Source organism: Pseudomonas sp. JV449 (assembly GCF_032424295.1).
Lineage (GTDB): Bacteria > Pseudomonadota > Gammaproteobacteria > Pseudomonadales > Pseudomonadaceae > Aquipseudomonas > Aquipseudomonas marginalis.
Map to the genome: position 1 here is coordinate 94,579 of NZ_VYKD01000025.1, position 12,171 is coordinate 106,749.

Sequence of the window (12,171 nt, forward strand, 5' to 3'; positions counted from 1 at the left end):
CTTATAAATGAGTGGTCGCGCCCGCGGCAGCGTAATTCTGGTAACTGTTCATGGTTTTTGCGATCTGCGAAATCTTGCTGGCGTAGGCCGGGTCCGTGGCGTACCCGGCTTTTTGCAACTCGCGTACAAACTGTTCCGGGTTGTCGGCCGATTTCACAACATCTTTATAGCGATCATTGCTTTGCAGCAATGTCACGAGGTCATGGAAGCTGTCCTGGTAAGAATCGTAGGACCGGAACTGCGCCGTTTCCTTGACCATCGCCCCATCACGAAACTCGCTGGTGATTGCACGGGCCTGGCCGCCCTGCCAGCTCTGGCCGGCCTTGATGCCGAACAGGTTGTGGCTGCTGCTGCCATCCTCGGCGCGCATCACCGACTTGCCCCAACCGGTTTCCAGGGCGGCCTGGGCCACCAGGTACTTCGGATCGACACCGATACGCGCGGCCGCCGCCTTGGCCATCGGCAACATGGTCGCGACAAACTCATCCTGGGAGCTGAACGCCTTCTTCACCGGTGCCAATGGCGGCTGGGCCACGGCGCGGCCGTAGACCTGCATGCGCCCGCTCGGCACGGCAAACGTGCGCGCCGTGCTGTTGACCACATTGTCGGCGGCCGCGCTGTTACGCAACGGCGCCGCCTGGGCAACGGTGGTGGTGTCGGTGCTCGGCACGATACCGGCGAGCAGGCGATCGGTGAGCTTGCTCGGCAAGGCGATACGGCGCTGGTTCATCAGTGCGATGTCATTGCTATGGGCCGCTGCAGCGCCCGCCTGGGGCTCCGCCACGCGATAGGCCCACAGTGGACGCTGGCCATTGGAACGCCCCAGCGGGCCCTCGGCCTGGGTACCGGCGGCAATTTGCGTCGGCACATCGACTTTCTTGACCGCCTCGGCCGCCGCCGGGCCCTGCAAGGTGGCCGCCTGGGCGTCCACCGGCTTGTTCTTCTGCATCTGGCGCATCAGCACATCGGCCAGGCCGATACCGCCGCCTTCGCGGGACATCGACACCGCCAGTTGCTGGTCGTACATTTCCTGGTACTGCTTGGCGGCCGGGGTGTTCATCGGGTTGTCCTTGCCCAGGGCCTCGGTGGCCGAGCGCATGGACTTGAGCATCTCGCTCAAGAACAGCGACTCGAACTCCTGCGCCACCTTGCGCATGTTGCCTTCGCTGTTCTTGTCGCCGACCTTCAGTTGGTTCAGGCGATTCAAGTCGGAATACGAACCCGAATCCGCCGTGCTGGTCAGGCCGCTGTTACGCATGTCCATGGCCATGGCCTTAAATCACGATCAGGTCGGCTTGCAACGCGCCGGCCTGCTTCAACGCTTCGAGGATCGCCATCAAGTCGCCTGGCGCTGCGCCCACCTGGTTCACCGCACGCACAATCTCATCCAGCGTCGTGCCGGGGCCGAACTTGAACATCGGCTTGGCTTCTTGCTGGGCATTCACTCGCGAGCGTGGCACCACCGCCGTCTGGCCATTGGACAACGGCCCAGGCTGGCTGACGATCGGGTCTTCGGTGATGGTCACGGTCAGGCTGCCGTGGGTCACCGCCGCCGGCGAGACCTTGACGTTCTGGCCGATCACGATGGTACCGGTGCGCGAATTGATGATGACCTTGGCCACCGCCTGGCCCGGATCGACTTCGAGGTTTTCCAGGATCGACAGGTAGTCCACACGCTGGCTGGGGTCCAGCGGCGCGGTGACGCGGATCGAGCCGCCGTCGATGGCCTGGGCCACGCCAGGGCCGAGCATGTCGTTGATCTTGTCGACTACACGCTTGGCGGTGGTGAAGTCCGAACGGTTGAGGTTCAAGGTCAGGCTGTTGCCCTGGTTGAAACCGCTCGGCACGGTGCGTTCAACCGTGGCGCCACCCGGGATACGCCCGGCCGACGGCACGTTGACGGTGATCTTCGAACCGTCGCGACCTTCAGCGTCAAACCCGCCCACCACCAGGTTGCCCTGGGCGATGGCGTAGACGTTGCCGTCGATACCTTTCAGCGGCGTCATCAGCAGGGTGCCGCCACGCAGGCTTTTGGAGTTACCGATGGACGACACAGTGATGTCGACCACCTGGCCCGGCTTGGAAAACGCCGGCAAGTCGGCACTGATCGACACCGCCGCGACGTTCTTCAACTGCACGTTGCCCGAACCCGCCGGCACCTTGATGCCGAACTGCGAGAGCATGTTGTTGAAGGTTTGCAGGGTGAACGGGGTCTGGGTGGTCTGGTCACCCGTTCCGTTGAGCCCCACCACCAGGCCGTAGCCGATCAACTGGTTGGAACGCACGCCGGAGATGCTGGCGATGTCTTTCAGGCGTTCGGCCTGGGCGACTGCGCTCAGGCTCAGCAACAGTGCGGCCGCCATCAGCTGTTTGAATTTCAAAGTAGTCACCTAGAAAGGGAACAGCGGGCTGAGGAAGAAACGGTCGAGCCAACCGGGCTGACTCGCATCAGCAAAAGCACCGGTACCGGAATAGGTAATGCGTGCATCGGCAATCCGCGTGGAAGGCACGGTGTTGTCCGTGGAAATATCATCGGCGCGGACCATACCGGCTATGCGCACCAATTCGTCACCGGTGTTGAGGGTCATCCACTTCTCGCCGCGCACGGCAATGATGCCGTTGGGCAATACGTCAGCGACCGTCACGGTGATCGAGCCGGTCAGGCTGTTGCCCTGCCCCGCCGCACTCTTGCCGTCGGTAGCGCGGCTGCCGCTGTAGCCGGCGTTCAAGGTCAGGTCACCGTCGCTCAACGGGTTATTGACGTTGGGCACGGCGCCAAACAGAGAACTCAAACCAAGGCTGGCGGTGCTGTTCTTGCCCACCTGGGAGTTGGCATTCTTGCTGGCCTGGGTGCGTTCGTTCAGGGTGATGGTGATGATGTCACCGACCCGGAACGCCTTGCGGTCGCTGTACAGGTTCTGTTCGAAACCGGCCTGGTAGATCGAACCGTTGTTGGCCGCCGCCGGCAGTGGGGTGCGCGGCAACACCGGCGCGTAGTACGGGTCATTGGGTTTTGGCGTCGGGGCGACACAGCCCGCGAGCACGGCAATCCCACTCAATGCCAGAACGGAAACATAGCGATTCATGACCCTTACCTCACGGTGTTGCAGGTGCTCTCAGGAGCGCCCCATAGACTTGATTACAGATTCTGCGTTACGAACGAAAGCATCTGGTCGGCGGTGGAAATCACCTTGGAGTTCATCTCGTAGGCGCGTTGAGTGGTGATCATGTTGACCATCTCTTCAACGGTGCTGACGTTGGAGGTTTCCAGGGTGCTTTGCAGCGTGGTGCCGAAACCGTTCAGGCCAGGGGTGCCGATTTGCGGCGCGCCGCTGGAAGCGGTTTCCAGGAACAGGTTATTACCCATCGCCTGCAGGCCGGCCGGGTTGATGAAGTCGGCGGTTTGCAGGTTGCCGATCACTTGCGACGCCGGGTTACCGGCCACGGTGATCGACACGGTGCCGTCGTTGCCGACGGTGAAGGTCTGGGCGTTGTTCGGCACGACGATAGCCGGTTCCAGGGCGAAACCGTTGGCCGTCACGATCTGGCCATTGGAGTCCAGGTGGAAGGTACCGTCACGGGTGTAGGAAGTGGTCCCATCCGGCTGCAGGATCTGGAAGAACCCTTTACCGTTGATGGCCATGTCCAGCGGCTGCCCGGTCTGCTGCAGGTTACCGGCGTTGAAGTTCTTCTGGGTGCCGACGATCTTCACACCGGTACCCAGTTGCAGACCCGACGGCAACTCGCTGTCCTGGGTCGACTGGGCGCCTGGCTGGCGCTTGATCTGATAGAGCAAGTCCTGGAACTCGGCGCGGTCACGTTTGAAACCCGTGGTCGACACGTTGGCCAAGTTGTTGGAAATGGTGGTCAGGTTGGTGTCCTGGGCGGACAGGCCTGTTTTGGCAACCCATAGAGCCGGAAGCATGCTGTTCTCCTTCGTGCGCCTGTTTGTTGGCGCTGCGCTGCAAAAATTAGTAGTCGGTCAATAACGCGGCTATCAGCTCATCGCCATTACGCGAGTCATGGCCTGGTCGTCTTCCTTGGCGCTGTTCATCATCTTGATGTGCAACTCGAACTGCTTGGAAAGCGCCAGGACCGCGGTCATTTCTTCAACCGCGTTGACGTTGCTCGCCTGCAGGAAACCCGAGGTCAGCGTGACGTTCGCATCGGCGACGGCCGGCTGGCCATCCTTGGTATGGATGGTGCCATCCAGGCCTTTATTCATATTCTTGAGGTCGGGCTGGACCAGCTTGATGCGGTCCACTTCAGCCATCACCCGCGGGCCTTCGCCCATGGCGCGGATGCTGATGGTGCCGTCGGCGCCCACTTCGACTTTCTGCTGCGGCGGTACGGCGATCGGGCCACCGTTGCCCATGATCGGCATGCCATTGCCGGCGCGCAGCACACCCAGCGCATCGACGTTCATGCTGGCACTGCGCACGTAGGCTTCACCGCCATCCGGGGTTTGCACCGCCATCCAGCCATTGCCGTTCACCGCCACATCCAGGTCGCGACCGGTCTCGATCATGGCGCCGGGGCTGAAGTCGGTCGCAGGTCGCTCGGTCATGGCAAACGCACGCGCCGGAAAGCTGTCACCGAACACCGGCATCGAACGCGCCTGTTCCAGGTCGCGTTGGAAACCGTTGGTGGAAATGTTCGCCAAGTTGTTGGCATGGGCCTTCTGCGCCAGTGCATTCTGGCTGGCGCCGGTCATTGCCACATAAAGGTACTTGTCCACGCTCTTTCCTCTTTCTGACGCAGGCTTGCCGCCCACCGCTGTACTGATGAGGCTTAAGCAATTTGCGAACCAACTTTTTAAAAGAGGACGAAGCCCAGCAACGACGGGGGTTTGCGCGAAGGTATTGAAAAATATGGATGGAGGGATAGTCGAAAAAACGGCGGACTACTGCCGCTTACGGCAACGGCGCAGATCAATGTGGGAGGGGGCTTGCCCCCGATGGCAGTCTGTCAGCCAGATTACTCTTAGCTGACACACCGCTATCGGGGTGTAGCCCCCTCCCACATTGGGTTATTTGTCGGACTTGAGGATTTCGTAATCACGCAACTTATTGGCGATGGTGGTGTGTGACACCCCCAGGCGTTTCCCCAACTGCCGGCTGCTGGGATGCTCGGCATACAGGCTCTCCAGCACCGCCTTCTCGAAGCGTCCGACGATCGCCTCCAAACCGCCCTCCAGGGAAAAGTCGCCAAGGGGTTGGCGCACGCCGTAGTCCGGCAGGCGGATGTGTTCGACCTTGACCGTCCCGCCGTCACACAGCGATACCGCCTGGAACAGCACGTTTTCCAGCTGCCGCACATTCCCCGGCCAGTGGTAGTGGCTGAGCTTGTCCATGGCGGCAGGCGCCAGCTTGGGCAACGGGCAGCCGATCTGCCGGCTGGCCTGGTCGAGAAAGTGCTCGACCAGGGGCGCAAGGCCGTCGAGGCATTCGCGCAGGGGCGGGATATGCAAGGACAGCACGTTGAGGCGGTGATAGAGGTCCTGGCGGAATTCGCCACGGGCGCAGAGTTCGGACAGGTCCACCTGGGTGGCGCAGATCACCCGCACATCCAGGTACACCTCTTCGTCACTGCCCACGCGCCGAAAGCAGCCGTCCTGCAGGAAGCGCAGCAATTTCACCTGCAAGCGCGCGCTCATTTCCCCGACACCATCGAGAAACAACGTACCGCCTGACGTCAGCTCCAGCAGCCCGAGCTTGCCTTCGGCCCGCGCGCCTTCAAAAGCGCCGGGGCCGTAGCCGAACAATTCGGTCTCGGCCATCGACTCGGGCAGCCCAGCGCAGTTCAGCGCCATCAACGGCGATTGCCCGCGCGGGCTGGCCAGGTGGCAAGCGCGTGCCAACAACTCTTTGCCGGTGCCGGTTTCGCCTTCTATTAATAGAGGCGCATCCAACGGCGCCATGCGCCGGGCTTCACGCACCACGGCGGCCATGACCTTGGAGCTTTGGAAAATACTGTCGAAACCGCGCAGCTCCTGTTTGCGCACATTGTAGATACGCTCGCCCACGCGGTCGGCACGGTGCAGGGTCAACACGGCACCGGCCATGGCTTCGCTGTCGTCATGTTCGGAGGATTGCAGCGGTGCGATATCCGCCAGGAACACGTCACCCTTGACCTTGACCCGCAGGCCATTGATCCGCGATTTACTCGCGCGCACCAGTTCCGGCAAGTCGAAATCCTCGGCGTAGCGCGACAGCGGAATGCCCGGCACCTCGTCCACCCGCACCCCGAGCAACTGCGCGGCCGCACGGTTGGCGGCGACGATGGAGCCGCCCATGTCGATGGACAGCACCGGAAACTCAAGCGCACCGAGCAGCGCATTGAGTTCCATATGCCGACGCTCACTGGGCATCAGCCCTACCCTTTTGACGCCAAACACCCCGGCAATCGCCTCGAACTGCGGCCGCAGCGCCTGGAATTGCATGTTCACCAGGTTTGGGCAGAACAGGTAAATGGCGTTGCCATGCTCGCCACCCACCTCACCCTTGGCGACGTTGACGCCGTACTCCACCAACAGGTTGAGGATGTCCCGCAGGATGCCGATGCGGTTCTGGCAATGCACTTTGATACGCATGAAAAAGCCCGGAAAGTGGGTAGGCGCCGCGTCTTTTTGTCGCTGGGCGCAGATAGTCGTCAAGATTATGTGACAGCTTGGGGGCTTTTCCCAGCCCAATACCGTATTGAGCCAAGCAAGCGTAACGAATACTTTACGAAAATCGGTAAATTTTCCTACATGAGCGCTTTTGAAGCCGATGGAATCTTGCCCCGCACGGCGTATCAATAGGCTCATCCCAGGACATAACAAGAACGAATGCCTAGCAGGAGAGCCGTATGAAGCAGACGCACTACGTGGCCCGCGAGCCCGATGCGCAAGGTTTTATCCACTACCCGCCGGAAGAGCACGCGGTGTGGAACACCCTGATCACCCGCCAGTTGAAAGTGATCGAGGGCCGCGCGTGCCAGGAATACCTGGACGGCATCGACAAGCTCGGCCTGCCCTTGGATCGCATCCCGCAACTGGGTGAAATCAACCAGGTGCTGGCCGCGACCACCGGCTGGCAAGTCGCTCGCGTGCCGGCGCTGATCCCCTTCCAGACCTTCTTCGAATTACTCGCCAACAAGCAGTTTCCGGTGGCGACCTTTATTCGTACCCGCGAAGAACTGGATTACCTGCAAGAGCCGGATATTTTCCACGAGATCTTTGGCCACTGCCCGCTGCTGACCAACCCGTGGTTTGCCGAGTTCACCCACACCTACGGCAAGCTCGGCCTGGCGGCCAGCAAGGAGCAACGGGTATACCTGGCGCGCCTGTACTGGATGACCATCGAGTTCGGCTTGGTGGACACCCCCGACGGCCGGCGTATCTACGGTGGCGGGATTTTGTCGTCGCCCAAGGAAAGCGTGTACTGCCTGTCCGACCAGCCTGAACATCAAGCCTTCGACCCGCTGGAAGCGATGCGCACCCCGTATCGCATCGACATCCTGCAACCGCTGTATTTCGTATTGCCCAACCTCAAGCGCCTGTTCGAAGTGGCGCAGGAAGACATCATGGGCATGGTCGAGCACGGTATGCAGTTGGGCTTGCACGCGCCGAAGTTCCCACCCAAGCCCAAAGCCGCGTGAGCCTCAGCTTTTAAGGCCAGGTGAGTCTGTTCCCTGGCCCCGCGTTGCTTTAGGGTGACGCCACTGACGACCGTTTTTAAACACTCGAATTCAGGACACCACCACATGACCACCTTGAACCAAGCCCACTGCGAAGCCTGCCGCGCCGATGCCCCGCAAGTCAGCGATGAAGAACTGCCGGTGCTGCTCAAGCAGATCCCCGACTGGAACATCGAAGTGCGCGATGCCGTGATGCAGCTGGAAAAGGTTTTCCTGTTCAAGAACTTCAAGTTCGCCCTGGCCTTTACCAACGCCATGGGTGAAATCTCCGAAGCCGAAGGCCATCACCCAGGCCTGCTCACCGAGTGGGGCAAGGTCACCGTGACCTGGTGGAGCCACTCCATCAAGGGCCTGCACCGCAACGACTTCATCATGGCCGCGCGCACCGACGAAGTGGCCAAGGACGCCGAGGGCCGCAAGTAATGCATTTCGATGCCATAGGCCGCGTGCCCGGCGACCCGATCCTCGGCTTGATGGACCTGTATGCCCAGGACGCCAACCCGAACAAGTTCGACCTCGGCGTGGGCGTTTATAAGGACGACCAGGGCCTGACGCCGATTCCCGCTTCGGTGAAGCGCGCCGAACAGCGCCTGGTCGACACCCAGGCCACCAAGACCTATATCGGCGGCCACGGCGATGCAGCGTTCGGCAGCCTGATCAGCGAACTGGTGCTGGGCGCCCACTCCGCCCTGCTGCGCGAACACCGTGCCGGCGCCACTCAAACCCCAGGCGGCACCGGGGCCCTGCGCCTGAGCGCCGACTTTATCGCCCACAGCCTGCCCGGCCGTGGCGTGTGGTTGAGCGACCCGACCTGGCCGATCCACGAAACCATCTTTGCCAAGGCCGGGCTCAGGGTCAGCCATTACCCCTACGTGGGCGCGGATAACCGCCTGGATGTGGCGGCGATGCTGGCAACCCTCTCCACCGTGCCCAAGGGCGACGTGGTCTTGCTGCACGCCTGCTGCCATAACCCGACCGGCTTCGACCTGTCCCAGGATGACTGGCGCCAGGTACTGCACATCGTGCGTGAGCGCCAGTTGCTGCCACTGATCGACTTCGCCTACCAGGGCTTTGGCGACGGCCTGGAGCAGGACGCCTGGGCGGTGCGCTTGTTTGCGGCTGAACTGCCGGAAGTATTGATCACCAGTTCATGCTCGAAGAACTTCGGCCTGTACCGCGACCGTGTCGGCGCGTTGATCGTGTGCGCGGCGGATGCCGAGAAGCTGAAGGATGTACGCAGCCAACTGGCGAATACCGCGCGCAACCTGTGGTCGACGCCGCCGGACCATGGTGCGGCGGTGGTCGCGACCATCCTGGGGGATGCCGAGCTGAAAAAGCAGTGGAGCGAGGAAGTCGAAGCCATGCGTGCGCGAATCGCGCAGTTGCGTTCCGGACTGGTGGAGGCGTTGGCGCCCCACGGTTTATCGGAACGGTTTGCGCACATCGGGGCGCAACGCGGGATGTTTTCCTACACCGGCTTGAGTGCCGAGCAGGTCAAGCAACTGCGCGAGAAGCACAGCGTGTATATGGTCAGTTCGGGGCGGGCCAACGTGGCGGGTATTGATGCGACACGCCTGACACTTCTGGCCGAAGCCATCGCCGACGTCTCCCTCTGACGAAACACAAAACCAATCGTAGGAGCGAGCTTGCTCGCGAAGAACTCATAAGCTACGCGCCTATTCAGGCTGCACGCGTTATCGTTGACGTTTTTCGCGAGCAAGCTCGCTCCTACAGTTGGACTGTGGTTGGCCTTCAGTTTGTGATCATCTCAGCTTTCAACTGCGCTTCTTTCGCCTGGGCATCCGCCAACCGATACAACTCGATGCTCCCGTCCCAGTGCTCGATCAACGCCGTGCACGACTCCACCCAATCCCCGCAGTTGAGGTAATCCACCTCGCCCACCTTGCGAATCTCCGCATGGTGGATATGCCCGCACACCACGCCATGCAACTCGCGCCGGGTCACTTCGTGGGCGATGGCCTCTTCAAAATCGCTGATAAAGCTCACGGCGGTTTTGACCTTGTGTTTCAGGTACGCCGACAAAGACCAGTAGCCATAGCCGTAGCGGGCGCGCCAGTGGTTCAACCAGCGGTTCAAGGTGAGTGTGAACTCGTAGGCCGAGTCGCCCAGGAACGCCAGCCAACGGTGATAGCGGGTGATCACATCGAACTGGTCGCCGTGGATCACCAGCAGATGGCGACCGTCGGCCGTCACGTGCACCGCCTCATCCACCAACTGGATATTGCCCAGGATCAGCTTGGAGTAGCGGCGCAGGAACTCGTCGTGGTTGCCGGTGACGTAGATCACCTCGGTACCGCGCTTGGCCATGGTCAGCAGGCGACGGATCACGTTGGTATGGGCCTGGGGCCAATACATGCCGCCGCGCATTTTCCAGCCGTCGATGATATCGCCCACCAGGTAGACCTTATCGGCGTGGTAGCCCTTGAGGAACTGCGATAGGTGTTCGGCCTGGCAATCCCGGGTGCCCAGGTGCACGTCGGAAATCCACAGGGTACGAACCCGCTGCTTGCGGCTGGGCTTGGTGAACTCGGCACTGGTCATGGGCATCCCTCGACGCTGTTTTCGCGAGCTTGCGCCCTGGCGATTAATAGCCCATGACAGTCGTGCGTCAGTCCGATGACAGCGCCCGCCGGCCGCGAAGCGTTGTAGACTGGCGCCCTGCCGCCCAGGAGACCGCGATGAGACCGTCGCTCACGCTACGCCACTACCTCGAAGCGCCCATCGCCCACAGCCATGACCATGCGCAGTTGGTGTTCGGCCTGTCCGGCCACCTGGACCTGGAAGTCGACGGCCGTGGCAGCCAGGTGCGCGAAAGCAGCGTGATGGTGCTGCCCTTCTCCGCCCACCACGCCTGTGCCAGTCGCGATGGCAGCCGTTGCCTGGTGCTGGATGTGCCCACGGAGCATTGGCTCCTGCAATCCCTGGGCGAACACGCCGACGCCAGCCGCCGCCTGCTCGATCAACCGGCACGCCTGGCCCTGGATTCCCGGCAGCACCAACTGGTGCAATGGCTGGCGCACAGCCCCGTGGATGATCCATTGATCGCCCAACACGGTGCGGTGCTGTTGCTGGCCAGCCTCAATCATCCGCAGGCCCCGCAGGTGCCGGGCCGCCGCCTGCCGTATGCGGCATTCAATGCGCATATCGAGCGACACGTTGCCCATCCGTTGCAGGTCGCCGACCTGGCGCGCATCGCCGGCCTGTCGGTGGCGCGCCTGCATGCGCGCTTTATCGCCGAATGCGGGCAGACGCCCATGGATTACATCCGCAGCCGGCGCCTGCAACTGGCCCTGAACCTGCTGCGCGAGACGCCGCTGCCCGTCGGTGAAATCGCCGTGCGGGTTGGCTACACCTCACAAAGCGCCTTTGCCGCCGCTATGCTGCGCGAATTCGGCGCCTCTCCCGGCGCGTTGCGGCGCGCCACATAGGGCGAGCCTTGCGCTAAAAATCGCGAGTCCCACGACAGACGCACACACCGGCACCCTCTAGACTGCGAACCTGTCACTCCCGTTGGTTCAAGGATCGCAATGACTCCCCGCGCAGCCCTCGGCGCCCTGCATATCGGCGCACTGATGTTTGGCCTCACCGGCGTATTCGGCAAGCTGGCGGCCGCCTCCCCGGCCATCATCGTCTTCGGGCGCGCCGCGTTTGCCGTGATTGCCCTGGCAGTGTTTGCACGCTTCGCCAGCAACGCCCCCTGGAAAACCCTGGCGCTGCAGGACTGGCGCCGCCTGCTGGTCAGCGGCGTGTTGCTGGCGGCGCATTGGGTGACGTTCTTCATTGCCGTCAAGGTCGCCGGCGTAGCCGTCGCCACGCTGGGGTTCACCGCATTCCCGGCGTTTACCGTGATCCTCGAAGGGCTGATCTTCCGCGAGCGTATCCGCGCCAATGAAATCGTGCTGGTGGCCTTGGTCACCGTTGGCCTGGTGCTGGTGACGCCGGACTTCAATCTCGCCAGCGAAGCCACGGGCGGCCTGCTTTGGGGGATTGTCTCGGGTTTGCTGTTCTCATTGTTGTCGCTGAACAACCGCGCCAGCTCCGGACGGATTCCCGCCGTGCAGGCAGCGCTGTGCCAGAACGTGGTGGTCGCGGTGTGCCTGCTGCCCGTGGCCGCGCCGGGGCTGGCGGACGTGCGCGCGCTGGACTGGTTGTGGATCGGCCTGCTTGGGGTGTTCTGCACCGGCCTGGCCCACAGTCTGTTTGTTGCCAGCCTCGCGGTGATCAAGGCGCGCACCGCCTCGGTGGTGTTCGCCATGGAGCCGGTCTACGGCATCACCGTGGCCTGGCTGCTGTTTGCCGAAACCCCGACCCTGCGCATGTTGCTGGGCGGCGCGTTGATCATCGTCGCCATCGTGCTTTCCGGGCTGATGGGCAGCGCCAGCCAGGCCAGACAGCCCGCTGCAACGGCCTGATCTATACTTTAAACATCCGCAACAGTCAGCCGTCGTTCAACGGATAAAGACTCCTCGA

At 62.2% G+C, this 12,171-nt stretch carries 12 protein-coding genes; 5 read left to right on the forward strand and 7 right to left on the reverse strand.

Annotation, left to right across the window (positions count from 1 at the left end; all coding sequences use genetic code 11):
- Position 1 precedes the first annotated feature (1 nt).
- The 6 genes from flgJ to F6S08_RS22430 form a co-directional block, all read right to left on the reverse strand.
- Positions 2 to 1,270 carry a flagellar assembly peptidoglycan hydrolase FlgJ gene (flgJ, locus tag F6S08_RS22405; RefSeq protein ID WP_065924948.1) on the reverse strand — a complete coding sequence of 423 codons (1,269 nt, stop codon included), beginning with the start codon at positions 1,268 to 1,270 and terminating at the stop codon, positions 2 to 4.
- Between the two features lie 4 nt (positions 1,271 to 1,274).
- Positions 1,275 to 2,363 carry a flagellar basal body P-ring protein FlgI gene (locus F6S08_RS22410; protein ID WP_033901075.1) on the reverse strand — a complete coding sequence of 363 codons (1,089 nt, stop codon included), beginning with the start codon at positions 2,361 to 2,363 and terminating at the stop codon, positions 1,275 to 1,277.
- Positions 2,364 to 2,390: 27 nt separating this feature from the next.
- Positions 2,391 to 3,086, reverse strand: coding sequence for a flagellar basal body L-ring protein FlgH (gene flgH / locus F6S08_RS22415; protein ID WP_065924947.1), 696 nt, complete (start codon positions 3,084 to 3,086; stop codon positions 2,391 to 2,393).
- Between the two features lie 53 nt (positions 3,087 to 3,139).
- Positions 3,140 to 3,925 carry a flagellar basal-body rod protein FlgG gene (gene flgG / locus F6S08_RS22420; RefSeq protein WP_027603835.1) on the reverse strand — a complete coding sequence of 262 codons (786 nt, stop codon included), beginning with the start codon at positions 3,923 to 3,925 and terminating at the stop codon, positions 3,140 to 3,142.
- Between the two features lie 72 nt (positions 3,926 to 3,997).
- Positions 3,998 to 4,738 carry a flagellar basal body rod protein FlgF gene (locus F6S08_RS22425; RefSeq protein WP_065924946.1) on the reverse strand — a complete coding sequence of 247 codons (741 nt, stop codon included), beginning with the start codon at positions 4,736 to 4,738 and terminating at the stop codon, positions 3,998 to 4,000.
- Between the two features lie 291 nt (positions 4,739 to 5,029).
- Positions 5,030 to 6,592 (reverse strand): sigma-54-dependent transcriptional regulator, encoded by a 1,563-nt coding sequence (locus tag F6S08_RS22430; protein ID WP_315872358.1) that lies wholly within the window; start codon positions 6,590 to 6,592, stop codon positions 5,030 to 5,032.
- A gap of 257 nt (positions 6,593 to 6,849) precedes the next feature.
- Between F6S08_RS22430 and phhA the strand changes: the two genes are divergently transcribed.
- From phhA to F6S08_RS22445, 3 genes are all read left to right on the forward strand, one after another.
- Positions 6,850 to 7,641, forward strand: a complete 792-nt coding sequence (phhA, locus tag F6S08_RS22435) for a phenylalanine 4-monooxygenase (RefSeq protein ID WP_065924944.1) — start codon at positions 6,850 to 6,852, stop codon at positions 7,639 to 7,641.
- A 105-nt stretch (positions 7,642 to 7,746) separates the two neighbouring features.
- Positions 7,747 to 8,103 (forward strand): 4a-hydroxytetrahydrobiopterin dehydratase, encoded by a 357-nt coding sequence (locus tag F6S08_RS22440; protein WP_315872359.1) that lies wholly within the window; start codon positions 7,747 to 7,749, stop codon positions 8,101 to 8,103.
- On the forward strand, positions 8,103 to 9,296 hold the full coding sequence (locus F6S08_RS22445; RefSeq protein WP_315872360.1) for an amino acid aminotransferase: 1,194 nt from the start codon (positions 8,103 to 8,105) through the stop codon (positions 9,294 to 9,296). The genes F6S08_RS22440 and F6S08_RS22445 overlap by 1 nt, the downstream gene beginning before the upstream one ends.
- A 136-nt stretch (positions 9,297 to 9,432) precedes the next feature.
- Here F6S08_RS22445 and F6S08_RS22450 read toward each other — a convergent pair whose 3' ends face one another.
- The gene (locus F6S08_RS22450; RefSeq protein WP_065924942.1) at positions 9,433 to 10,242 is read right to left on the reverse strand and encodes a UDP-2,3-diacylglucosamine diphosphatase; all 810 of its coding nucleotides are present in this window, start codon (positions 10,240 to 10,242) and stop codon (positions 9,433 to 9,435) included.
- Positions 10,243 to 10,379: 137 nt separating this feature from the next.
- On the opposite strand from F6S08_RS22450, the gene F6S08_RS22455 reads away from it, so the two are divergent.
- Positions 10,380 to 11,129, forward strand: a complete 750-nt coding sequence (locus F6S08_RS22455) for an AraC family transcriptional regulator (protein WP_315872361.1) — start codon at positions 10,380 to 10,382, stop codon at positions 11,127 to 11,129.
- A gap of 99 nt (positions 11,130 to 11,228) precedes the next feature.
- Positions 11,229 to 12,113 (forward strand): DMT family transporter, encoded by an 885-nt coding sequence (locus F6S08_RS22460; RefSeq protein ID WP_315872362.1) that lies wholly within the window; start codon positions 11,229 to 11,231, stop codon positions 12,111 to 12,113.
- The last annotated feature ends 58 nt before the right edge of the window (positions 12,114 to 12,171 follow it).

What these genes read in the sequence shown, in the direction of transcription:
- F6S08_RS22430 (WP_315872358.1), bottom strand. Translation starts at nt 6,592, where the DNA reads ATGCGTATCAAAGTGCATTGCCAGAACCGCATCGGCATCCTGCGGGAC.
- flgH (WP_065924947.1), bottom strand. Translation starts at nt 3,086, where the DNA reads ATGAATCGCTATGTTTCCGTTCTGGCATTGAGTGGGATTGCCGTGCTC.
- F6S08_RS22455 (WP_315872361.1), top strand. Translation starts at nt 10,380, where the DNA reads ATGAGACCGTCGCTCACGCTACGCCACTACCTCGAAGCGCCCATCGCC.
- F6S08_RS22410 (WP_033901075.1), bottom strand. Translation starts at nt 2,363, where the DNA reads ATGGCGGCCGCACTGTTGCTGAGCCTGAGCGCAGTCGCCCAGGCCGAA.
- F6S08_RS22460 (WP_315872362.1), top strand. Translation starts at nt 11,229, where the DNA reads ATGACTCCCCGCGCAGCCCTCGGCGCCCTGCATATCGGCGCACTGATG.
- F6S08_RS22450 (WP_065924942.1), bottom strand. Translation starts at nt 10,242, where the DNA reads ATGACCAGTGCCGAGTTCACCAAGCCCAGCCGCAAGCAGCGGGTTCGT.
- flgG (WP_027603835.1), bottom strand. Translation starts at nt 3,925, where the DNA reads ATGCTTCCGGCTCTATGGGTTGCCAAAACAGGCCTGTCCGCCCAGGAC.
- F6S08_RS22440 (WP_315872359.1), top strand. Translation starts at nt 7,747, where the DNA reads ATGACCACCTTGAACCAAGCCCACTGCGAAGCCTGCCGCGCCGATGCC.
- phhA (WP_065924944.1), top strand. Translation starts at nt 6,850, where the DNA reads ATGAAGCAGACGCACTACGTGGCCCGCGAGCCCGATGCGCAAGGTTTT.
- F6S08_RS22445 (WP_315872360.1), top strand. Translation starts at nt 8,103, where the DNA reads ATGCATTTCGATGCCATAGGCCGCGTGCCCGGCGACCCGATCCTCGGC.
- flgJ (WP_065924948.1), bottom strand. Translation starts at nt 1,270, where the DNA reads ATGGCCATGGACATGCGTAACAGCGGCCTGACCAGCACGGCGGATTCG.